Genomic DNA, 23,613 nt, shown 5'->3' on the forward strand with positions numbered 1-23,613 from the left:
GCCGACGGCACACCCATCGGCATGCCTTTGGACGCCGGGACCGGACCTGTGCACGCCCTGGCGTCGGCCGTGCTCGACGCCCGGCCCGTGCTGGTGTCCGGGGGTGCGGACGGCCTCATCCGATGCTGGGACGCGGAGTCCGGCCTTCTCCGCGGATTACCGCTCGCCGGGCACGGGGGCGGAGTCAACGCCGTGGCCTGTGCGGAGGTGAACGGCAGGACCACCGTAGCGTCCTGCGGTGACGACGGCACGCTGCGGTTGTGGGATCTGGAAACCGGTCTGCCCTTGCACGCGCCGATCCAGGCACATGACGGATGGGCCACTGCGCTCGCGTGCGCAGTGGTGGGCTGCGACGCGTACGCCGTGACCGGAGGACAGGACGGCACCGTACGGGTCTGGGCCCTCGCCGACAGCAGTCCGGTGGCCGCGCCGCTGGCGGTGACGGTCGGCGTCAACGCGGTCGCCTGCGGCACCGTGGGGGGAAGTGCGGTGGTGGTGGCCGCAGACGACTGCGCGGTGCGCGTCTGGGACCTCTTCTCAGGCGGGCCGCTGGAGAGCGTCGGCGTGCCGGGGACGGTGCCCGCAATGCTGCTGACGGGCGATCAGCTCGTCCTGGGTTGCGAGTGGGAGGTCGTCGTCCTGCGCCGAAGCAGCGAAGCCGGGACGTGACCCGACCCGTGCGGGCGGGTCGACCCGTGCGAGCGGGCCGTCACTGGCTGTCGGGTGCGGGCAGCAGTGGCGCGAGTTCCTGTTCGACCTCCGACCGGGTCAGATAGCGCGTTGCTTTGTGCGAGGCGGTCAGCCCGAGGGACACCTCGTGGTGGGCGTCGATACCGGGGAAGAGCCTGGGCAGGTCGCGCGGGATCGCGACGATGTCGCCGACATCGGCGATGTTGACCCAGCGCCGCACCTTCGGCGGACGCTGTCCCTTGCGTTCGTCGTTGCCCGCGCCCAGCGACAGCCGCTCGAAGAAGACCTGCGGCATGCCCAGTGGAGAGCCCAGGGTGACCAGCAGGTCCAGCTCGACGGGCCGGTGCCACAGGGCTTCGTAGGCGACGACCGAACCCAGTGAGTGCGCCACGACCACCCGGGGCTTCGCGTCCTCCAGCACGCGCAGCACCTCCTCCCGTGCCGCGGCGCGTCGCGGCGAGTCGCGGTCGGAGACGTAGGTGTGCGCCTCACGGCAGAACACGATCACAAACCGGCGGGCCGCCTCACCGAAGCGCCGCGCGATCCAGTCCGCCGCCTGCCGTACGGGGATGGTGGCGTGGCCCATCGTGACCTCGGCCGGAGCACCGAGCGCGGATACCCAGTCCTTCAACATCCGCTGCGCGTCGCAAGGCAGCGTTTCGGGCTCGTCCGCGCCCTGAGTGTCGCCGGGGTGCAGCAACTGGGCGTAGTACGCAGCGCTGAGGGGCCTGTTGAGCGCGAGCGCCCACTCGGCGGCCAGAACCTTGGCGGCTCGCTCAGGGGTGCCCGCTTCTGCCAGATACCTGTAGCACCGGATTCCATGGACCCCGACGATCATCATGCCCCCGTTCCGGACTGATCGAGCACCCTGTACGAGCGTAGGACAGCCAGGTGGGCCCCGGGCCCGAATCGGCGGACACTGGCGTCAGTTCACCTCGAAGTGGCGCGGCGTCAGTGCCCCGGCCTGTTAGCCGGGCGAACGCGCCTGATCTTCAGGCCCAAACGGCATGCCGAACAGAAGAACATCCTCGGCCCGCGCAAGAAACCCGTGGCGCACCGCGGTGGCCACTGCTACGTTTCCGGAGGCCGTGCGAGAGAACGAGGAGGTGGTACCCGTGAACACAGTATCGACATGGGTGCTCTCCTCCGGGGTCACGGTCGGGCGATAGGTCGTCCGGGAGCGCCGTTCAAGAGCCCTCCCGAAAGGCACGACCGTGCAATTCACTTCTGAACAGCGCCTCGATGACGGCGTCCTCGAACGCGAGTTCACCCTCGGTGAGATCCCCGGGACCCTGTGGACGCCTGGATCGGCACCGGCTCCGCTGATCCTCATGGCCCACAACAACGGTCTGCCCAAGGGGGCATCCCGGCTGGTGGCCCGGGCCCGGCAGACCGCGGCGTACGGCTACGCGGTCGCCGCCATCGACGCCCCCGGGTGCGGTGGCCGGCCCCGTTCCGCCGCCGACGAGCAGGCGCGCGCCGACCTCCGCCGGGCGATGCAGGCCGGCGAGCCGGTCGACGAGATCTTCGAGTCCTTGATCGGTCCGCTGGTCGAAAAGGCGGTCCCGGAATGGCGGACCACCCTGGACGCCCTCCTTTCGCTGCCCGAGATCGGCGGCCCGGTCGGGTACTCGGGGTGGACCGCCGTCGGCATTCGGCTGGCGGCGGTCGAACCGCGCATCGCGGCCGCCGGTTTCTTCGCCGGGGGTTACGTTCCCCGCGCCCAGCGCGAGGAGGCCCGGCAGATCACCATTCCGCTGCTGTTCCTGCTGCAGTGGGACGACGAAGGGAACCCCCGGCAGCGGGCCCTGGACCTGTTCGACGCCTTCGGCAGCAACGAGAAGACGCTGCACGCCAACATGGGCGGGCACACCGGCACCCCGTGGTTCGAGGTGGAGGACGGGGGGCGGTTCTACGGCCGGCACCTGAAGTGAGGCCCGTGAACTGAGCCACGCTCTTGAGTGAGCCGGAACCCGTACGCACAACTGCGCAAGCCGCAGGGTCGCGTGCGGGTTCCGCGCACAGAGCGCACGTGAATCCGGGAACGGGCAGGCGATCTTTCCCGAGCAGGTGCTGCGGGACTGGGAGGGCTACTGGCTGGGGGCGGAAATGAAGCCCGCATGGTCCACCGACCCCGTGGCGGTCGCCCTGCGCGACGCCCTGGTTCGGCGGGTCCGCGAGTTCCCCGCCGTCCGCTCGGTCTGGGTGGCGCAGGTCCGGCGGCGGTCCGGTGGCGGGCCAGCGGCGGGCCGGCGGCGAGGAACACCTGACGCTGCACGTCGCCGTAGACGAGGACCTGCCCTCGGCCACCACGCGGTCGTCGAAGGCCCAGAGGTTCTGCACCAGAGGCGCCCGCACAACTGAGGAGTGTGGCTGGCAGGTCACGGAGACCAGGAAGCGGTTCAAGTACAAGGACGGGGACGTCGTGCACAACGTGATCGTGGGCCGCTCCCCGACGACGTCGACCCCGGCACCGGCACCGGCACGGTCGCGCCCCAGTTCTGCTGGGCCTCACGCTCATGAGCAGGGAGCGGACCTGGCAACAGGAGCCGGCGCGACCTCCCTGAACGGCCGGCCCGTCACGGCATCCGGATGGCCGCAACGCACGGAAGAGGGCGTGAAGGCGCCAAACAGCGCGTGCTCCACCAGGTGAGGTGACATTGTGCCCGGTTTCGCCGACCGAGATCAGGAGTCCGTTTGGGACTACCCGCGGCCCCCGGCCGTGCGGCCCGACGACCGCCCCGTCCGCGTCGAGTGCGGCGGGCGGGTGCTGGCCGAGACGACGCGGGCACTCCGGGTACTGGAGACCAGTCACCCTCCGGCGTTCTACATCCCTCCGGAAGATGTACGGTCCGATCTGCTCTACCCCGCAGCAGGCCACACCTGGTGCGAGTGGAAGGGCAGCGCCCGGTACTGGGATGTGATCATCGGTGACGACGTGTGGAGCCGGGCTGCCTGGAGCTACTCGAACCCCGAGCCCGCGTACAAAGTCCTCAGCGGCTACTTCGCCTTCTACGCGAGCCGCGTCGACCGCTGCAGTGTCGCAGGCGAAGTGGCGCGGGCACAGGCAGGGGACTTCTACGGCGGTTGGATCACCGCGGAAGTGCGAGGGCCCTTCAAGGGAGCTCCCGGAACGCGCGGGTGGTGAACGGGGCTCGCAGGGGACGCGCAGCTGATCTCCAGCACCGGCCCCGAGGCGACAGCCGGACTGATACGTGCGTACAACGACGACGACCGCTGTGCCCGTCCGACAAGAGGAGAGGATCTGCCGCCGCGCAAGTGTCGGTGGCGGCTGTGGGGCAGCCTGTCCTGTCAGGGGGCCGCCCGAGCCATCCGTGATCACGAGCAGGCGGCCGAGTGACGGTGCACGGGCATGGGACGTCTCTGCCGCTCAATCGCCCTGCCCACCCTGCGGGGCAGGCGACGAGGACCGGCCCGCGTTCCAGTCCGCGAGGCCGCCCGCGCCCAGCACTCCTGCACCGGCGGCGAATTCCGGCCCCGTCCGATGCCGCAGCTCCCGCCGGGCGATATGGCTGACCAGCGCCGGGAAGACCGGGCGCAGGGGCTGGCACAAGCGAAGCCAGGGAGGCGCGTAGATGTCGGAGGCGCGTCGGACGATGCCGGCGGTGAGCAGGCCGGCCACGCGCGCCGGGGTCTGGACGCGCCGGGCGAACCAGGGCTGGTGTGCGCGCAGCGCTCTCAGCACCGGGTCCTCGTCGATTCCGTCGATCATGTCGGTGCCGGTCCAGTGCAGGTAGGCGATGCCGACGTCGATCCCTTCGGGTGCGAGTTCGCAGCGCAGGGCCCGGGCGAAGGACTCCGCACCCGCCTTGGAGGCACAGTAGGCGCTCATCATGGGCGCGGAGCCGAACGCCGCGGTCGAGGCGATCTGCAGGAAGTAGCCGCGCGTGCGGGTGAGGTGCGGCAGGAAGGCCCTGGCGGTGTTGGCGGCGCCGAGCAGGTTGACCTCGATGACGCGCTGCCACAGGGCGGGGACGGTGTCGCGGAAAGGCCCGCTGACGGCGATGCCCGCGTTGGCCACGACCACGTCTGCGGGGCCGAGTCGGGTCTCGACCTGGCTCGCGGCGGCTTCGAGGCCGACGGGGTCGGTCACGTCGATCTCGACGCAGAGGGTGGGCGAGGACAGTCCCTCCGCCGCCTCGCGCAGCCGGCCCTGCTCCCGGCCGAGCAGCGCCACCTGGGCACCGGCCTCGGTCAGACCGGCGGCGAGCGCCGCGCCCACGCCGCGCGCGGCACCGGTGACGACGGCCACGCGTCCGCGCAGTGCCGGGCCGGCCGGGTGCGGGCGCAGGGCGCGGGCGACGCCCCGGTACAAGGGGCTCCGGCCGCTCGTGTCCATGGTCCTCGTCTCCCTGCTGCTCGGTCTTCTCCTCCGCGGGCCACCGCCGTCTCGACGCTACGGCGATCCCGCCACCACGTCTTTCCTGGTCGCTTCGGCGGTTGTACCGCTACGTCGAGTCCGGCCTTCGCGGCGGTACGACACCTGGTGAGTTCCGGTCCGCGCATGCCGACGGATGCAGGAGACTTCGTGATGACGGGCGTACGCGTTCTTGGCACGGCATCACGGAGGGAGCGCATTTCCGCGGTCGCCGCGACTCGCCAGGCGATCATGCCCCGGCGGCGCGCCGACACCTTCGGCGCAAGGGTCAACCGGTCAGCATCGCCGTGGCCGCGGACCGGGAGACGACCTGTTGAGCTGGTCACCAATGGCTGCTGCCCACCAGGTAGGCGATGCCCACGACGACGGCCAGGATCAGCGCCGGGATCGCCAGACCCTTCGCGATCGAGGTCAGTGTGCGTGTGATGCTCGCGGCCTGGGTCGTGTAGTGCTCCCGTCGCGCTCCCAGATCGTGCCGGGCGAACGCCCCGACGACCAGCGCCACCGCACCGGTGATCAGGCACACGGTGAGCGGTGCGAGCGCTCCGTGCTCACGGACTTCCTGCTCGATGCTGCTGTCTACTGCGTCACTCCGTGCCATGACGGCCGCCACCCCGGCCTGGATGGCCAGTACGAGCGTGAGGACGGACGTGACGGCGAGGGCGAGGGCGGCGCCGGCAAGGGTGGGAGCGCGTCGGGATGGAGACGGCTGGTCCGTGCGCGTCTGGTGTGCGTGGGCCGGCGGCGGATTGTCGGGGTGGGGCGGGATGCGCGAGGGCCCGACGACCACCGTGTCCCGCTCGCCGTCCGATCCATGCGCCGCCTCTGCGGAGCCTTGCGCGGTCGCGGGTTCGGGCGCCGTCTCGGGGCCGGGCTCCTGTGCCGGGCCCACTACCGCCTCAACGTGGATGACTGACTCTTCGGCCACACCCTTCAGCGCGATGTCCCCGGACAGGTGCCCCTCGGCGGCCGTGTCGACGTGGACCTCCAGACCGCTCCGGGTCGGATCGACCCGCAGCCATGAATGGTTGGGCTGGGCCACGCAGTGGCGGGCCAGGGGCGGGCCCTGCATGGTCACGGACCGCTTCTGAGGGAGCGAGCCCCTCGGTACCAGGCCGAAGTCCAAGTGGTCCGGGGATGGTGCCAGGCGGATCTCGTTCAAGGCTTCGGACGCCAGATCGGCGATCTGCTGGATGTCGTTGCGTGCGACCTCCTCCAAGTGCTGACGCGCCCCTTCCGCCATGGGCAGCTCCGTGTGCTGCGATCGTCTGCGCAGCTCCAGCACGGCACCCTGCCGCGTGAGGACGTCTTCGCTGTTCAGGGCCGCCTGGAGGGAGGGCGGCGAGGGAATGGCAGCGATCTTGATGCGGCCACGCCGACTGTGTGCCAGATGCAGCTCCCCCTGCAGCTCAGCAGCCTTCTTCGGTGTCTGATTGGGGTTCTGATCCCGTACCTGGCTGTAGACATACTCATACAGGTCGTCGAGGGAGACTTTCCCGTCCGCGTCGAGGTCGGCCTCCCCGGTCTCCAGACCCTCGACCACTGCGTGCGTGAACACCGAAGGCCGCGGAGCCGAGTTCTCGGAGAGCTGGTTGCCCTCGAAGGCGTACTCCATGGAGTCGGACGCGGTGATGACGGCCCAGCCCCGCCCGCTGGCCGGCTCGTCCTTCGCGAACGACTCGAGGACGTTGACGTCGCCGGATGCGCGCACGGAGGACGAGCCCCGGGAGAAGGCGCCGCCGTAGCAGCAGTCGAGGAACAGGACGGTGCGGCCCGCCCGGGTGCCGGACATGCAACTGCGGACGAACTGGGAGGCGACAGCCGTGGCGGCCAGCAGCGGCGGCTCGGTGTCGCTCGCGGCGAAGTACAGCTCGCCGGACTCGCTCTTGAGGCCGTGGCAGGAGAAGTGCAGCAGGAGCGTGTCGGCGCGGCCGCGGTCGTTGAAGAAGCCCTGGATGCGCCTGCGCATGTGGTCGGCCGACGCGTTGTGCACGACCTCCACCTGGAAGTCGCCGATCTGCGGGTCGTGCAGCACCCTCTCAAGGGCGACGGCATCCTCGGCAGGCGCCCTGAGTTTCTTGAGCCCCTGGTCGGAGTACCGGTCGTTGGCGATGATCAGCGCGTGTCTGGTATCCGTCATGGCTCGGCTCCAGCCGTGGAATGGCGCTCGACGAAGATCCGGAACGCCTCCGTGACCTGATCGCCGGTCGCCTCTGACACCTCCAGAACGTCGTCCCCCATCTGCAGGTGCAAGGACGGGTGCGTGTCGTGGCGCCGGCCGAGCCACGACCGGATCACGGTCATCACCTGGTTCAGGGCGGTTGCCGAACTGCCCAGGGTCACCAGGAGGGCACCGATCTGAGTGACGTCCACGGCCCGCGCTCCGGGTGGGATCTCCCCGCCGGGGAGCGCCGTGACGTCGTCCACGTCGAGATCGAGCAGTTCCTCACGCAGGTAGCCGGTCAGCTCCGCGACTCGTTCGGCTTCCGCGTCCTCCTCGGTGAGGAGGATCTGCAGTTTGTTCTCCACGGGCTCAGCCCCTCTGTCCACGCTTCCGATGGCCGGGCATTCGCACGTCGTCATGGGCCCGACCCTCCGATGACGCCGTCCTTGACGACGTGCTCAGTGGAGTATCGAAGCCGAATCCGGAGTCCCTCAGGTGTGCCGCTCATGGAAGTCGTCCATCCCGCACCTCCCCCGAAGGTACGGCCACGCCGTCACTGCGGCGTCATTCCGTTGTCACCGGGTGGGCTCGCATCGGTCTCCCGGTTCCCGCGCCTGAGCAGCCTCGGTCCGCCGAGTGCCTCACCGGCTAGGTGGGGGTCGAGCCGGGCCTCACCGGCCAGGTGGGGGTCGAGCTCCGCTACCTCGGTGAGCAGGTTGCGGCTCACGGGCACGGCGAGGACGGCGGCTGCCTCGACCGTTCGAACTGTGGTGAGTCCCCGCGCCGCCGGCCTCCGCGCTGTTGACGCGTCCAGCCTTCCAGCATGGCATCGAACACGGCGTCCTCAGGGTGCAGCAGCGTCACGCCGTTCAGCGGCACCAGCCGGGCGGAGCCCTCACTCGAGTCCGTCGTCACGGAGGCCTCTTCCACAGAGTGCGCGAACCATGCATCAGAATGACCGATCCCCAGCAAGAGTGCAGGTCAACAGCCTGCCCTCCGCACCACCAGGAGGTGCGCCGATGCCGCAGGTCCCCAGCTCGGACGCACCGGATTCCCGCATTCGGTGCAATTCCCCGGATCCGGCTCATGCGTTGTTCAGTCGCAGCAGTCGCAGCAGTCGCAGGAGCACTTGCACGGGTTGCAGCAGCCACCGCCACCACCACCACCGCAGCCGCCACCCGAGCCACCGCCGGAACCACCGGACCCATAACCGCCCGAACTGCCCCAGGAGCCGCCCGAGTTGCCGCCGCCATGGCCTCCGAACCAACCGTCGCCCCCGGAGCCGTCCCGGTTCGAGCCGCCGTTGCGGTTGCCGTCGCCGAACTGCACGGGCTCTCCGTCATCCACGTCGGCGTCCTCGTTGCAGGTGCAGCAGTTGGAGCACAACCGGCAATCGGCACACAATCGGCGCCACTCGCGACACCGCCGGCACTGCCCCTCCGGCGGCCGGCCCGACGCCATCGACACGCCCTCCGGGGCCATGCCCCCAAGCGCCCCGACGCCGCAGGCCGCGCCCGTGGCGGTCTCCGAGGGCGTTTCCGTCGTACGGCGTCCCAGCCAGGGCAGCATACGCAGGCCCCGTGCCTTCTGGCGGTGCTGGTGGTGAGGACGCCGAGGGTCGAAGACCCGGTCGACGGCACGCTCCAACTCGCCGCCCAGAAGCGCCCCTACCAGCCGCCCGTCGACGAACACGGCATCGGACAGAGCGAGTCGGATCCCATGGACGGCGTCGTCGCAGAGCCGACGCACCTCGGCGCGGCTCGCGCCGGTCACGGCGATCGGATTCCACGCGCCGGACGCCTCGTCCGCGTCCAGGTCCTCCACCGCGTCCAGCAGATGCGCCAGCCGACCGAACAGACGGCCGGCCTCAGCCAGCGGCTCGGCGTTGCCCAGGCGGTCGGCAAGCACTGCCGTGTACGCGAAGGCGGCGGCGGTAGCCGTCTCCGTGGGCTCCGTGACCGTCAGCAGCGAGCCACCCGGGCCGGTCAACCGCTCGATCTCCGGCTGACGTTCGACCGCCCCGAGCAGCACCGCGGTGTCGAAGCCCAGCCGTTCGCCTCCTGCCGCGCCCGCACGGTCCCACCCCTGGGCGATCCGACGTGCCGCCAGCGTCACCGGGCGGCGCCCCAACAGGCCGTCACCGTCGGCCACATGGTCACGTATCTTCGCCGCGGCCAGAACCAGCGACACCGTCGCTGCCAGCCGCGCGCCTTCACCCTGTGCCACGTCCGCCGACCGCATCCCGCGCAGCGGGCACGGACCGGCGCCTCGCCGCCAGTCGCCGGTACGCTCCGACTGCGCTTCGGTCAGCACCGAGACGATCAGGCCGTCGTAGTTGGTGGCCACCCTCGCGACCTGCCCGTACTCGCTGCGCAACGCCAGGCACAGCCCACACAGATGCGCCATCCACTCGGTACGCAAGCCCCCGCCAAGGCGATGCCGACATGGCCTGATGATTCCGAACACCGAAGTTCTCCCCCCGTAGAAACAGCTACCCGGACACAGCCAGACGGCCGGCTCACGGACGCACGGCACATGAGGCACTTCCGCGCGTGACGTCGGCCGCATATGACGTCGACATGCGGCCGACATCCTAATGTCCTGCGCCAACAGGTAGTCCCACTTGTTCGCGGTCTGGTCCTGGTACGGCTCGGGCGGTGTCCGTCCCGGGCAAGGACGGAACCTCCCGCCGGTGCGGAGGCACCGGGGCAGGCTTGGGCTGCGCCGCGTCCGGTGGCTGCGCGGCTCGTCCAGCCGTGCGGACTGCGCAACTACGGGGCGGCGTCGGGCGCACCGAATTCCTCGTAGTAGAGGCAGGCGCCGTTCACGAACGACGTGGGCCATTGATGTCACACGAGGGTGCGTTGGGCACCCGGATTTCCCCACGGCATCACCCGCTCGCCGAACTTCGATGTGGCACGCCGCCCGAGGGGAGCAGCGCACCGAGACGTCGCACACAACAACGCCCACGACGGGCACTATGACCTCTCGGACATCAAGCACTCACGAAGCGGCGATGCCAGGGTTCGGAATTCTCGCTGTGCCGAACGGGTGCGTCCAGAATCTCCGCGACTCCGCTCCCCCTGGACGCCGAATTGCTGTGCCGGATGGCCAAGGTGTTCCCGTATGGACACATGTGGAGGGTGTGGATGAAGGGACGGGTGAGCCACAGGAGCGAAAAGGGGAAAAGTGGCTGAGAAAAAGGAGTTGAGGGTGGCGGGGGTCACTGGGGAGGAGACGCCGTGCTGCCCCGCACGACCAGCCGCGGCGAGACCGACTGGACGCGTCGTACCGCTGGGGGCCGCTCCTGGATCTGCTTCAGCAGCCGGGCCACGCACAGCCGGCCGATCCGCTCGAAATCCGGGTCCACGGTCGTCAGGCCGGGCTGGAAGAAGGCGGCTTCGGAGAGGTTGTCGAACCCGACCACGCTCACGTCCTCGGGAACGCGACGGCCAGCTTCGTGGAGTGCCTTCATGGCGCCGAGCGCCATCTGGTCATTGGCGCAGAACACCGCGGTGAGGTGCGGCTCCGTCGCGAGCTGACGCCCGGCCTGATAGCCGCTCTCGCCGCTCCAGTCGCCGTGCAGGACGGGCGGCGAAGGCGCGCCGGCGGCCTGGAGCGTCGCACGCCATGCCTGCGCCCGCCGCCGGGCCTGGTAGGAGTCCGGCGGGCCCGCGAGATGCCAGACGGTTCTGTGGCCGAGCCCGAGCAGATGGCCGACCGCCAGGCCGACTCCCGCCGCGTGGTCGGTCTGCACGACCGGGTGGGGATGGCCGCCGTCGCCGTCGGTGATCACGAGCGGCATCCCCGGGGGGAATCGCGCCACCGGTGCGTCGAGGACCTGGGCCTCGTTCAGGATGATCCCGTCGACCGCCTGGGTCTTCAGGCGCTCGACGGCGCGCAGCACGGCGGAGCCGGTGTGTGAGCGGACGTTGATAAGATTCACCAGGTAGTCGGTGTCCTGCAGTGCCGTCACGATCGCTTCGAGCGTCCGGCTGTTCCCGTAGGCGGCGACGCCGAATGTCACGACTCCGATCGCACCGAATTTCCCGGTCACCAGGGCGCGAGCGGCCAGATTGGGCCAGTAACCGATGTCGCGCATCACCTCCAGGACTCGTCGGCGTGTTTCCGGGTCGACGTTCTGGTGATTGTTGGCGACACGGGAGACTGTCTGTGTGGAAACTCTGGCGCGGGCGGCGACGTCCGCCATGGACTTCGGGCGGGGACGCGCGGGAGATAATCGAGGCCGTTCCGTATGCCCGGACATCAGGGTTCCCTTCGTGGGCGACCGACGAGAGCATGTTTACGTAAACATCCGGGCCCGTCAACTTTCGACTTCTGCGCCCCGGCGTCGTCGGCTCCGAGAATTCGATCCCCACGCGGATTTTCGGACAGCGGCGTACACAACAGAACCGGGCCCCGATCCGGTGGATCGGGGCCCGGTCTCTTCCTCGCGGGTCAGCTTGCCTGGAGCTGCTGGCTCGTGGTTCCGTCGCAGGTTCGCTGGACGGCCGCCGCGCCGTTCGTGGTGGCGCCGCCGCTCGGCTGGAGGCACTTGGCGCTGTGCCGGGCCGTCAGCGTGAGGTACCCGTCACCCGTGCCGCGGACCGCCCATTCCTGGTTGCGGCCGCTGTTGCAGGAGTACTGGAAGACCTCCGCGCCGTCAGCAGTGGACAGGCCACTGACATCGAGGCACTTGCCGCTGTGGCGGGCGACGACGTTGACGTAGCCGTCGGCGGCCGGGCGCAGCGACCACTGCTGGTTCGTACCGCCGTTGCAGCTGTACTGGACGACCGCCGCGCCGTCGTTCGACGAAGCGCCACTGACGTCAAGGCACTTGGAGCTGTGCCGGAACCTCAGCGTCTTCCAGGCGTCGGGCGCCGCGCTCGGGAAGGTCCAGGACTGGTTGCTGCCGGTCGTCGGCTGGTAGACGCCGACCGGCGCTTCCTCGGCCGTCGATGCTCCCATCACATCGAGGAGTTTGCCGCCGGCCCGGTTGATCAGGGTGTTGTGCCCGTCGCCCGTGGTGGAGCGGATCCACTGCTGGGCGGTGGACGAGCCGGGAGTCTCCAGGGTCAGCGAGCCGCCCGAGACGGAGAGCGCCTTGCCGGTCTGGACGTGGGTGATCCGGTAGGCCGCGGTGTGGCTCCAGTCCGTGGCGGACACCTTGGTGAAGGTCCACTGCTGGGACGCGTCCGCCGGGGCGGGGGTGCGCTGGACCGGCGTGTGGACGCTGCCCGACGTGGCGACGGCGAGGGCCTTGCCGCTGTTGTCGTTGACCAGCCGGCGCGGGCCGCCGGTCGGCGCGGTGGTGGCGGTGGTGTTGACGCCGTTGACCGTCGGCAGGACGAAGGTGGTGACGGAGCTGGGGCCCACGGTGGCCTTCAGCGTTCCGCCGGCCACGGCCGCGTCGCTGTCGTGCTGGAGGTTCTTCGTGCCGTCGGTGGTCCACCGCTCGACGGCGCCGGCCGCCGCGGTCTGGAACCCGTCGAGGTTCAGGGTGACCTCGCGGTCGGAGCCGGTCGGGTTGGTGTGGACCACGACCACGCCGCCGTTGGGACGGATCGCCGCGACGGTGTCGGCGTCGTCGGTGTTGACGAAGCGCGCGCCGGGGCGGATGAAGCGGCTGTAGTTGCCCATCGCCCAGAACTTCTTGTTCTTGCGCAGCGGCTCGGTGGCGGCGTCCGCGGGCGTGAAGTCGGTCTGGATCAGGCCCCAGTTGGCGTTCTCGTGCGCCGGGGTCATGTTCTCGTAGTCCTCGATCGCCTGCCACAGGACGTAGGCGCTGGGCTCGAGTTCGCGCAGGTCACCGTTGATGCGTTCGGTGAGGTCCAGGGCCGGGACCATGTCGGTGAAGCTCTGCCCGCCGTGATCCCGGGCGACGTCGACCTCGGACATCCACAGGGGCTTGGCCTCGCCCTTGGCGATGTCCCGGACGCCGGTGCGGCCCTCCGTCTTGTAGGTGTGCGTGTTGAGCCGGGCCACGGCGTCGCGGGCGGCCTGGGGGTACGTCTCCCAGTTCTCCCGGAACATCTTCGAGGTGTGCTCGTCCATGCCCGCGATCGGGGTGGTGACGCCCTTGGCGTCGAGCGCGGCGCGCAGGGTGGTGATCATGCGGGCCTGGGAGGCCCGGTCCCAGTGGGAGCCTTCCTGGCGGCCCTCGGCCTCCCAGAAAGTCGTGTCCGGTTCGTTGACCGGCGAGATGGAGTCGAAGGTGACGCCGGTCGCGGTCTGGGCCCGCTGGAGCGAACCGGTGAGGTAGGTGGCGAACCGCTCGTACTGGTCGGAGCGGAGGTTGTCCTCCCACTCGTTCCAGTTGCCGGAGACCAGACCGCTGTTGGTCATGAAGTACGGCGCGGAGTTGGAGAACGCCTCGAAGACGTTGGCGCCGCGTGCCTTGGCGGCCGTGAGCCACCAGCGCTGGTTGGCGTCGGCGTTCGGGTTCCAGTGCGTGGGGTTCTCGGGGTCCCACCAGTCGGGGGACTCCGGACCGGGCCGGTTCCACCAGCCCGGGACGTCCGCGCCGGCGCGCAGGTAGGGCGTGGTCTCCGGGCTGTCGCCGCCGCCGATGTTGTAACGGGCGACGGTGAAGGCGAGGCCGTCCGCGCCGTAGAGGGCGTCCGCGAGGGCGTTGCGCTGGGCGTCCGGCCAGCCACCGGTGACGTTGGCGAACCACGCCAGCGAGGTCCCCCAGCCCTGGAAGGTCTGGTGCTGGTAGCTGGGGTCGAGGCGCACGGTCAGCGCCGCGCCCGACGTCTCCACCGCGCTGGCCGGGGACGGGGCCGGGCCGATGGCGAGGCCTGTCGCGGCGATGGCGGCCGCCGCGGCGGTGGCGACGAGCCGCAGGGCGGAGCGGCGGGGGCCGGAGCGGTGTCTTGGCGTACGAGCCTGGGATACCGCTCGGCTGCGAATGGGTGACACGTCCTACTCCTGGTCAGAGGGGGTGGGATGCGCGCCCGGAGGGCCGGCTTCCGAGTGGGGTGTTGTTTCGGAAGCGGGCCCTCCGGGTGCGCCTGCTGCGGGGTGGCAGAAGGCGCGGGGCACAGGGACCGGACGGGTTGGCCCTGTGCCGGCTTGACGGACGCGCCGGTCAGGCGGTCGGACGATCGGATCGGTCAGGTCGCCGCAGGCCGGGGCTCAGGGTGTCCAGCGCTGCCACTTCTGGTTGTCGCCGGTGTTGCAGGTCCACTGCTGAAGCGCGGCGCCGTTCCAGTTGGCCCAGTCGGCGACGTCGAGGCACTTGTTGCTGTGCCGGGCGACGATGTGCACGTAGCCGGAGGTGCTGGACGCCTGGAGCTTCCACTGCTGGGACGTCGAGCCGTTGCAGGGGTTCTGCACGGCGTGGGCGCCGTCCGCGGTGGACGCGCCGGCGATGTCAAGGCACTTGCCGCTGTGCCGGGCCATGATCTGGTGGTAGCCGGTGCCCAGGTCCTTGATCCAGAAGTGCTGGTTGATCTCGCCGCCGCAGTTCCACTGGATCAGCTCGGCCGCGTTGTTGGTGTCGAAGTTCGCGACGTCGGCGCACTTGGCGCTGTTGCGGGCGGTCAGGGACTCCCAGGTCACGTTCATGCCGGTCACGGTGCCCGCGGCGGTGTCGATCGTGAGCTGCGGGGAGTAGCCCATGGTCATGGTGGTGCTGGTGGGGAAGGTCAGCGGGGCCCAGACGTACTGGGAGTCGTTGACCATGCCGCCCATCGAGTTGCCCCAGCGGTCGCCCATGTACAGGTAGCTGGTGCCCTTCGTGCCCTGCACGGGCAGGACGTACGCGGTCTGGCTGCGGTACGTCGTCGAGTCGCCGACGTTCTTGAGGCCGCTCCACGTGCCGGTGATGCTCGTGGCGGTGGCGTACTGCTGCTGGTTGGGTTCCCAGCCCTTGGAGCCGGAGGTGAGCAGGAAGTACACGCCGTTGCGCTTGAACATCGCGGGCGCTTCACGGGAGTCACCCGGCCAGAGCTTCTGGACCTGGGCGTCGATGCCGGTGTAGTCGGCGGTCAGCCGGTAGACGTGCAGGTCGGCGTTCTCGTTGGCGGCGGAGATCATGTAGCCCTTGCCGTCGGTGTCGACGAAGGCTGTGATGTCACGCGACATGTGGCCGAGCGGACGGAAGCTGCCCTTCCAGGTGTAGTTGCCGTCCACGGTGTCCGACACGGCGACGGCGGCGCGGGCCTCGCTGTAGTCGGTGGCGCTGCCCTCCTTGTGCATCCACATCACGAACTTGCCGGTCGCCGCGTTGTATACGACCTTGGGCCGTTCGATGTTCGCGCCCGCCAACTCGGGGTCGCTGGCCTCGGTCAGCACGTGGTTGCGGAACTGCCACGTCTTCAGGTCGGTCGACCGGTACGCCGAGACATAGCGGAAACTGTTGTCGGCGTGCCGGTCCTCACCGAACCAGTAGTAGTACGAGCCCACCTTGACGACGCCGCCGCCGTGCGCGTGCACAGGGTTGCCGTTCGGGTCAGTGAACTGCGTCCCGTTCGCGATGGTCACCGGCGCGGCGTGAGCGGTGCCCACGGCTGTGAGGAGGGAGAGCAGGAGGGCGGCGAGGGCGGAGAACAGCGCCGCCCCCCCGAAGGTCTTGAGTCGCATCGTTGCGATTCCTCGAGGTTCGTCGTGACAGAGCGCACCGCGCGGGCTGCGCGGCAGACGGCCGGATCGGGAGAAAGCTGGGGAGAGCGTGGGGAACCGATCCAGCCATGTCGCATCGGGCTCACGTTATGTTTGCGTAAACACGATGTAGCCCGAAGCCTCGGAGAACTCCCGCGCGCTGTCAAGGAGTTGAGCGAGATCTTCCAAACTCTCGTCGGCCCCTTGCCGTTGGCCGATGTTTACGTCAACATGATTGCCATGCCGCACACGCCGCCAGTTCCGTAGTAAGACGTCGCGGGCCCAGGGCCACGGCGGCTTTCCGCCGCCCCCGACGAAGCCGGGTACGTCGCCTGACCACGAGGTGACGCTGCCGTCCCGCGCCCAGGAACGGAACTGGGTGGGGGCCTCGGTGAGGTTGCCGGGGCCGCACGAGGCATGAAAGTCGATGGGATCCCTCGCACCTGTGACCGCGGCGTCAACCCGTGAGCTTGTACAGGCTCTTGCCGAGAGGCAGAGGACGGCGATGGCTTCCTCCTGGCGCCCAGCGAGCCGGGAGCGGAGATGGGTGAGCGCACGCTGTGCCTTCTGCGGGGCGAACACCATGTACTGCTCCATCGCCGGAAGGCGCGAGGTCGCGAGGATGCAGAAGCATGGTGGGGCCGGCTACGACTCGGGGAAGGCCCTCGGCGCGGATGCTTCCGTAGCCGCCGTCGGTTGTCGCAGGTCTCGATGAAGTCGGCGATCTCCGCTCGGGCGCTCGCCCGGTCCGGCCGGCAGCGGGGGTCGATCTCCTCCTTCAGCAGTGCGATGAACGACTCGGCGGCGGTGTCGGCGAAGCACGAGCCGGTGCGGCTCATGCTCTGCCACAGCCCCAACCGGCATATCTCACAGCGCAGTTCCTCGCAGGCGTATTCGCTGCCGCCGTCCTAATGCGTAATGCAGCCGGGCCCGAGCCGGCCCCGTCCGGCAGCCTGACCAGCGCGTCCACGACCAGGGAGACGCGGCGGTGGTCGGCCATGGCGCAGCCGACCAACTCGCGGGCCGCCAGATCGAGTCAGGCTGCCAGGTAGAGCCAGCCTCCGTCAGTGGCGATGAGGGTGATGTCGCCGACGAGGGCCAACCCCCGTCGGTGGCGATGAAGGTGATGTCGCCGACGAGCTTCATCCCAGTCGCGGGGGCGGTGAAGTCCCGCCCAAAGCAGGTCCGCCGCGGGCACGGCTCTCTTGGTCGGTCGGGTCAGCGACAGCCGCCTACGGCGGGTCACGTCGGCGATGCCGCGCTCGCTACGGCACGCTCGATGCGCTTGCGGTTGAGCCGGTGCCCGAGTCGGCGCAGTCCGGCGTGGATGCGCGGAACCCCGTAGGCGCCGTGGGAGACGAGGTGCGGCACGATGAGCTGGCGCGCCAGGACGTCATCCGCGGCCTGCTTCGCCCGCCGGGTCATCTGCGCGGCCGGCCACCGTAGAAGGCGGAGCGGGCCACCTTTAGCAGGCCGCACAGAAGCGCGACACCGTGGGTGGTCTTCTCCGCCTCTATGAACGCTTACACCTTGCTCATCGACCGCTCTCCTTCGCGAAGAAGACCGCCGCTTTTCGCAGCACTTTGATTCGTCTCCGCCTGCTCGGCGGCCAACCTCCGCAGCCGCCGCAGTTCTTCACGCTCGGCCTTCGTCAGCTTTCCCGGCGCCCTTTGCCCGCGATCGGCCGCATCCTGGTTGACCCAGTTACGCGGCCCTCGACGCTGACCCCGAGTCGACGGGCCACCTCGGGGACAGTCTTCGCGGAGGAGTTCACGGGCGCGACGGTCCGTTTGAACTCCTCCCCGTACTGCCTGCTGCGGTTGCGCTTGGTTCCCACCTGGCACCACTCCCTCTGGAACTCACGTCCCGGTCCCAAGGTGACCACGATCAAGGGGCAGGTCCACAGCCTTGGTTCGCCCCGTCCAGGAGCATGGCAAGCCCCCCGGGCGGGCAGGCCCATGGCGTTCAGCGAGGCCGACCTGCTCCAGGAGAGCAAGCACGCGTGCCGCACTGCCTGGAACTCCCACGACGGCCCACGCGGATGCGCCGCGAGGGACGGTGTACAGCCGGGGATCAAGCGGACTTTCGGACCACCAGTTCGTGAGCCGCGTATTTGCGGATCTGCAGGAGCGGTCCGCTCGCAGGGGCGTTGGACATCTGCACGACGCTGTCGAAGGCCATCTGCGCGAAGGCGGCGAAGTCCAGCCGGAGCGTGGTCAGTTCGGGTTCGACGAAGACTCCGATCTTGAGGCCGTCGATTCCGACGACGGCACAGGTCTCCGGCACGCTGACCCCGCGGTCCCTCAGTTCCTTGAGGACGCCTAATGCCGACAGGTCGTTGAAGGCGATGACGGCGTCGGGCGGGGCAGGCGCGTTGAGTGCGATCTCTGCGGCGCAGCGTCCGACGGAGAGATCGTCGTCCATGGACGCGACGGTGACCACATGCGGGTCGAGGCCCCGGTCACGCATCAGGGCTGTGTAGACCCTGCTCCGTACCGACTCGCCCTTGGGATATGTGATGTCGACGAGGGAGATCCTCGAACGGCCGCGGGCCACGAGGTGGTCGATGGCCTGCGCCAGTCCGGGCGCGAGGTCGATGGTGAGGGCGCTGCGCGGATATGAGGGGGACAGTGCGTCAAGAGTCCGCTCAGCCGTGTCCAGGAGGACCAGGGGGAGGCTGCCGAAGACGCTGTCGATGTCCTTCGGGGGGAGATCGGCGTAGGCGATGGCCGCGTCGACCTGGCCGGCCAGGGCCCGCAGTTCCTCCTTGCCCGACTCGGGACCCGGATGCTTCTCCATCACGACCAGGGTCCATTGGTTTGCGATGGCGACCTTCGCCACCTCGGATGCGAATTCCGAAAAGTACGGATTCGCCAGGTCCGACACGACCAGCCCGAGTGACCTTGTGGACTGCTGGACCAGTTCGCGGCCGAACCGGCTCGGGCGATAGCGCAATCGCTCCGCGGCTTCAAGGACCCGCTTCTTGGTTTCCGCGCTGATTCCCGGCATGTCGTTCATGGCCCGGGTGACTGTTTGGCGGGAGACGCCCGCGATTTCCGCGACTTCGACAATGCCGACACGCTTCGCTGCTCCCTGCTTTTCCACGGGGTCACGATACATGAGCGAGCAAACAATCCGGCACGGCTGTCGCCCCGTGCCGGACTTTCTCCCGGGGCGTCTGCCCGGCCCACCCCTGTCATCCCCGAGCATCCGGTTCCCGCGTCGGCGCTTCGCCGACCGCCGACGGGGCCGCGCCGTTCGTGCCGAGGCGCGCAGTCGGCGCCGCCCGCCGCAGTGACCCGGGATGCCGTCGGCGGACCGTTCGCCGCGGTCGTCCCGGCAAGGGGGTGCGGCCGTCGGTGGCGGGCACGCCCGGGCATGGGTTTGGCGCCGGTCGCGAGGCATGGCTCCGACGGGGTGCGTGGCGGGAAACTGCCGGTCTGCGGACAGTGTCCCGGAGAAGCTTGTGGCGGGAAATGTTCTCTCCATGCCGTATGAGCTCGGGCGATGCCCCCGAGTGTGCAGGCCGTCGGCGTAGCGGTGAGGGTGACGGCCCGTCAACCCTCTGACCTGGCATAAAGCGTGATGGCGGCGGCTCCCTGCCCGTTCTGTGCAAAGTCTTGACTCTCGCAAGTGGCGGCCGTACTGTCCGCACCACCTGGCCGTGAACGTTCACGAGTGGCTCGCGAATGAGACAGTCCAGCGGCAATGGCGTCCTGGAGGTTGATCTTGAATACACCGTTTTCCGGCTCCCCCATGTCACGGAGGAACATCCTTCGTGGCGGCGGATCGCTGGTGCTGGTATCCGCTCTCGGCCTAGGAGTCGGCGAGCGCGTCGCGGCCGCGGCCACGAAGACGGCGGCCCCCGCCGGCCCCATCCCCTACTCGTACCGCCCGAACGTCACGGTCTGCGCTACACCGCTCCCCGACGTCGCCGGCGGAAAGCCGGTGCGCGCCAGCAGTTCCGTCGCCGGAAAGGACACCCCGTTCAACGGGAACGACGGCTACGAGCTCAGCAAGCGGGCACCCGCGAACAGCCAATTCCCGCACTGGTGGCAGGTCGACCTGGAGGGATATTTCGATCTCTCGGGCACCCAGATCGTCTGGCCGTCGCAAGGCGCCAGCTACACCTACCGGATCGAGGCCTCGACCGACGGTACGACGTGGAGCACATTCGTCAACCGGGTGGACAATGCGACGGACACAAGAATCCGGCAGGACACGTTCGCCGCACAGAACGTGAGATTCGTCCGTGTCACGCTCCTGGCCGTGAGTGGAACCAATCTCGTGGGCTTCTGCGACTTCCAGGCCTTCGGCAAGTTGCGCGCGGGAAGCGACGTCGCACTGGCGAAGATCGCTTACGCGTCCAGCGGCGATCAGGCCGCGAACGCGATCGACGGCTCGGACAGCACGAAGTGGACCGCCGACGGACTGTACTGGCGCGTGGACCTCCTGGCGAAGCACGACCTCAAGGGTGTCGAGGTGACGTGGGCCGAGGACGGCGTGCGCTACGACTACGTCGTCGAGACGTCGGTCGACAAGTCGACGTGGAAGACCGTGGTCGACAGGTCCGCGAACACGTCGCGCTCGAAGGTGCAGTCGGCCTCGTTCACCGAATCGGGCGTGATGTACGTCAGACTCAGGATGATCGGCGTCGACGACGGCCACCCGGCCCGCTTCAGCGAATTCAAGGTCCTCGCGACACAGACCGATGTCGCCCTGAAGAAGCCGGCCTCCGCCTCCTCGAACGACTCCGCGGCGGTCCGCGCCAACGACGGCGACCAGGCGTCTGCCTGGGTCGCGGCCAACGGTGATCCGCAGTGGTGGATGGTGGACCTCGGCTCGCTGCACGACCTGAACACGATCCGCACCCGGTGGGAGGCGGACGTCGCCTACCGGTTCACCGTGGAGGCATCCGCCGACAAGCAGACGTGGACCAAGATCGTCGACCGTTCCTCCAACACCGCCACGTCCCAGCCCTACTCCGACACCGTCACCGCGACCGGTGTGCGCTACGTACGGGTGAACTTCATCAGCGCCGGAGGCTGGTGGGCGGGCCTGCGCGCCTGCGAAGTGCTCGGACGGCCGTCCGCCATGATCGACGTCGCCCTGAACAAGCCGGCTTCCGCCTCCTCGAACGACTCCGTGGCGGCCCGCGCCAACGACGGCGACCAGCAGTCCATCTGGATCGCCGCCAACGCCAATCCGCAGTGGTGGATGGTGGACCTCGGCGCGCCGCACGACCTCAACACCATCCGCACCCGATGGGAGGCGAACGCCGCCTACCGGTTCACCGTGGAGGCATCCGCCGACAAGCAGACGTGGACCAAGATCGTCGACCGCTCCACCAACACCGCCACGTCCCAGCCCTACTCCGACACCGTCACCGCGACCGGTGTGCGCTACGTACGGGTGAACTTCATCAGCGCCGGAGGCTGGTGGGCGGGCCTGCGCGCCTGCGAAGTGCTCGGACGACCGTCCGCGAGCAACGCGGCACTGGCGAGGCCGACGTACACGAACGACACGGAAGCCTACGCCAACCGCGAGAAGGGCAACGACGGCTCCGAGTCCACGAGCTTCGAGTTCCTGGGCTACGGAGACCCCTACGTGTACAAGGTCGACCTGCTCCAGCAGTTCGACATCAGCGGCATCGAGATCGCCTGGAGCACCTTCGGTACGCGCAGTCCCTACAGGGTCGAGGCCTCACCCGACAACACGCAGTGGACGTCCCTGCTCCCTGCCACCACCGCCACGAGCGTCAACAGCAACTCGGTCAGCGCGCAGAAGGTGCGATTCGTCCGTGTCCTCGTGCCGTCGACGCACGACAGCTACAAGTCCGGCATCCAGAGGCTGAAGGTGCTCGGCGCACCCTCGGCAGCGGTGAACCTCGCCGCCGGCCGAGGCGTCAAGAAGAAGCGCGAGACGAATGTCCTCCGGTGGAGGGTGGAGCTGGCCGGCCTGGCGAAGCTCGAAAGCATCCAGATCGACTGGCAGGACCCGTCGATCGTCGGGGAGTACACCGTCGACGTGTCCTCGGACAGCCAGACCTGGGTGCCGGCCGTGAAGTTCAGTGGTCCGGCCGCGCAATCCGAGGCCAGCCGACGGTTGCGTGCGCACCAGGTCCGCTTCGTTCGTGTGACCGCCCCGATTCCTTCCGGGACGGCGGTCGAGCCGGGGCTCGTCTCGCTGGCGGTCACAGGCACCATGATGCGGGACGAGTCCATCCTCGACCTGGAGGCCAGGAAGAGCTTCGACTACTTCTGGGAGCTGGCCAACACCGACCAGAACAGCGGGGGCTTCGGCCTCATCACCGAGCGGACCGGCAGGCCCGAACCGACCAGCACGTCGGGCACCGGCTTCGGCCTGGCCGCGCTGGTGATCGGTGCCGATCGAGGATGGGTGACGCGCGAGGCCGCCTACGACCGCGCGCTCGGAACGCTGAACACCCTCCTGTCGCTGGAACACCGGTTCGGCGTTCTGTACCACTACTACAACCGCGACGACGGCACGGTGTACTACTGGGACGACGCGGGCCGGAGCGAAGTCGGCCTCATCGACACGCAGCTCATGCTCAACGGCGTGATCGTCGCCGGCGAGTACTTCGGCGGCGAGGTCAAGACCAAGGCCGACGAGCTCTACCGCAGAGTCGACTGGGCCTCCTTCCGGGACGCGCAGACGAATCTCTACCACATGAGCTATTTCGACGAGACCGATGAGTTCAAGTACTTCTGGTCCTGGTCGTCGGAGGCGAAGCTCATGTACGTGCTCGGCGCCGGCTCGCCGACCCACCCGGTCCCTCCGGAGATGTTCTACGCGTTCGAGCGACACGAGGGTACCTACGGCGAAACCTACCCGAGCCTCATCAACACGTGGTTCGGATCGCTGTTCACGTACCAGTTCGCGGAGATCTTCGCCGACTTCCGCAACTCGAAGGACAGTCAGGGCGTCGACTGGTGGAGGAACGCCGTCCTGGCCACCAAGACACACAAGGAGTACGCCACTCGCGAGGACGCGAACTTCCGGACGTTCGGCCCCGACATGTGGGGCATGAGCGCCTCCATGACACCGAGCGGCCAATACAGCTCGGCGGTCGGCGCACCGCCCTCCGGCTACAGCAACACCTCCCACGAGAACGACGGTACGGTTTCCCCGGACGGCGCCGGCGGGTCCCTCGCGATGGACCCCCAGTCGGTCACCCGAGTGCTGGACAACTGCTACTACAACTACCCCGAGGCGTGGGGCACGTACGGGTTCCTGAACGCGCTGAACTTCGACTGGCAGCCCGCGTGGGTCTCGGACGAGGAGTTCGCGCTCGACAAGGGCGCCGCCCTGGTGTCGATCGAGAACCACCGAAGCGGCCTTCTCTGGCGCTTGTTCATGCAGAACAGCTACGTACTCGACGGGCTGAAGAAGGTCGGGATCGTGTACGCGCCGAACAGCACTCCCCTCGACGTGGCGATCGCGGCGGCGCAGATCGTCCTGGACCGGGTGACGGCCGCCAATCCGTCCGCCCCCGCCGTCGGGCAGCTCTCCGCCGCGATCCGCACGGCGCAGAAGGCGCGGCTCGACGCCACGACGCAGGAGGAGGTGACCGAGGCGGCGGCCGTGCTGAAGGCGGCAACTGACGGGGTTGTCGAGTAGGCCGCGATCTCGTCCTGCGCTCCCGTGGCGTGTTGTCGGTGAAGACGTCGATCTTCCGGACCTTCGCGCCGATAGTGTCGGGAAAGGCGTCGCCGGCCGCCGTGAGGCGGCCGGC

The 23,613-nt window shown here is 69.0% G+C and carries 16 protein-coding genes; 5 read left to right on the forward strand and 11 right to left on the reverse strand.

The window, feature by feature from the left end:
- The first annotated feature begins 21 nt into the window (after positions 1-21).
- Positions 22-669, forward strand: coding sequence for a hypothetical protein (locus ABZZ79_RS36495; protein ID WP_356696426.1), 648 nt, complete (start codon positions 22-24; stop codon positions 667-669).
- A gap of 40 nt (positions 670-709) precedes the next feature.
- On the opposite strand, the gene ABZZ79_RS36500 is transcribed toward ABZZ79_RS36495, so the two are convergent.
- On the reverse strand, positions 710-1,531 hold the full coding sequence (locus ABZZ79_RS36500) for a serine peptidase (RefSeq protein WP_356696428.1): 822 nt from the start codon (positions 1,529-1,531) through the stop codon (positions 710-712).
- 373 nt (positions 1,532-1,904) lie between these two features.
- On the opposite strand from ABZZ79_RS36500, the gene ABZZ79_RS36505 reads away from it, so the two are divergent.
- Together ABZZ79_RS36505 and ABZZ79_RS36510 are read left to right on the forward strand one after the other, a co-directional pair.
- The gene (locus ABZZ79_RS36505; RefSeq protein WP_356696430.1) at positions 1,905-2,624 is read left to right on the forward strand and encodes an alpha/beta hydrolase; all 720 of its coding nucleotides are present in this window, start codon (positions 1,905-1,907) and stop codon (positions 2,622-2,624) included.
- A gap of 728 nt (positions 2,625-3,352) precedes the next feature.
- Complete coding sequence (locus ABZZ79_RS36510; RefSeq protein WP_356696432.1) at positions 3,353-3,838, forward strand: DUF427 domain-containing protein; 486 nt, start codon at positions 3,353-3,355, stop codon at positions 3,836-3,838.
- A gap of 243 nt (positions 3,839-4,081) precedes the next feature.
- On the opposite strand, the gene ABZZ79_RS36515 is transcribed toward ABZZ79_RS36510, so the two are convergent.
- The 8 genes from ABZZ79_RS36515 to ABZZ79_RS36550 form a co-directional block, all read right to left on the reverse strand.
- The gene (locus tag ABZZ79_RS36515; RefSeq protein WP_356696434.1) at positions 4,082-5,050 is read right to left on the reverse strand and encodes an SDR family oxidoreductase; all 969 of its coding nucleotides are present in this window, start codon (positions 5,048-5,050) and stop codon (positions 4,082-4,084) included.
- Positions 5,051-5,411: 361 nt separating this feature from the next.
- The gene (locus ABZZ79_RS36520) at positions 5,412-7,229 is read right to left on the reverse strand and encodes a caspase family protein (protein WP_356696436.1); all 1,818 of its coding nucleotides are present in this window, start codon (positions 7,227-7,229) and stop codon (positions 5,412-5,414) included.
- On the reverse strand, positions 7,226-7,618 hold the full coding sequence (locus ABZZ79_RS36525) for a hypothetical protein (RefSeq protein ID WP_356696438.1): 393 nt from the start codon (positions 7,616-7,618) through the stop codon (positions 7,226-7,228). The genes ABZZ79_RS36520 and ABZZ79_RS36525 overlap by 4 nt, the downstream gene beginning before the upstream one ends.
- A gap of 188 nt (positions 7,619-7,806) precedes the next feature.
- Positions 7,807-7,980 (reverse strand): hypothetical protein, encoded by a 174-nt coding sequence (locus ABZZ79_RS36530; protein WP_356696440.1) that lies wholly within the window; start codon positions 7,978-7,980, stop codon positions 7,807-7,809.
- Between the two features lie 368 nt (positions 7,981-8,348).
- Entirely contained in the window at positions 8,349-9,719 is a 1,371-nt protein-coding gene (locus ABZZ79_RS36535) for a DUF5685 family protein (RefSeq protein ID WP_356696456.1), read from the reverse strand.
- A 757-nt stretch (positions 9,720-10,476) separates the two neighbouring features.
- Entirely contained in the window at positions 10,477-11,463 is a 987-nt protein-coding gene (locus tag ABZZ79_RS36540) for a LacI family DNA-binding transcriptional regulator (RefSeq protein WP_356696442.1), read from the reverse strand.
- Positions 11,464-11,711: 248 nt separating this feature from the next.
- On the reverse strand, positions 11,712-14,174 hold the full coding sequence (locus tag ABZZ79_RS36545; protein WP_356696444.1) for an RICIN domain-containing protein: 2,463 nt from the start codon (positions 14,172-14,174) through the stop codon (positions 11,712-11,714).
- A 216-nt stretch (positions 14,175-14,390) separates the two neighbouring features.
- Positions 14,391-15,839, reverse strand: coding sequence for an RICIN domain-containing protein (locus tag ABZZ79_RS36550; RefSeq protein WP_356696446.1), 1,449 nt, complete (start codon positions 15,837-15,839; stop codon positions 14,391-14,393).
- Positions 15,840-16,553: 714 nt separating this feature from the next.
- Here ABZZ79_RS36550 and ABZZ79_RS36555 point away from each other — a divergent pair.
- Complete coding sequence (locus ABZZ79_RS36555; protein ID WP_356696448.1) at positions 16,554-16,769, forward strand: hypothetical protein; 216 nt, start codon at positions 16,554-16,556, stop codon at positions 16,767-16,769.
- A 330-nt stretch (positions 16,770-17,099) separates the two neighbouring features.
- On the opposite strand, the gene ABZZ79_RS36560 is transcribed toward ABZZ79_RS36555, so the two are convergent.
- Together ABZZ79_RS36560 and ABZZ79_RS36565 are read right to left on the reverse strand one after the other, a co-directional pair.
- Positions 17,100-17,282 (reverse strand): IS3 family transposase, encoded by a 183-nt coding sequence (locus ABZZ79_RS36560; protein WP_356696450.1) that lies wholly within the window; start codon positions 17,280-17,282, stop codon positions 17,100-17,102.
- A 648-nt stretch (positions 17,283-17,930) separates the two neighbouring features.
- The gene (locus ABZZ79_RS36565; protein WP_356696452.1) at positions 17,931-18,962 is read right to left on the reverse strand and encodes a LacI family DNA-binding transcriptional regulator; all 1,032 of its coding nucleotides are present in this window, start codon (positions 18,960-18,962) and stop codon (positions 17,931-17,933) included.
- A 690-nt stretch (positions 18,963-19,652) separates the two neighbouring features.
- On the opposite strand from ABZZ79_RS36565, the gene ABZZ79_RS36570 reads away from it, so the two are divergent.
- A complete protein-coding gene (locus ABZZ79_RS36570; RefSeq protein WP_356696454.1) occupies positions 19,653-23,498 on the forward strand; it encodes a discoidin domain-containing protein in 3,846 nt (1,281 codons plus the stop codon).
- The last annotated feature ends 115 nt before the right edge of the window (positions 23,499-23,613 follow it).

It is taken from the genome of Streptomyces sp. NPDC006458, assembly GCF_040612135.1.
GTDB lineage: Bacteria > Actinomycetota > Actinomycetes > Streptomycetales > Streptomycetaceae > Streptomyces.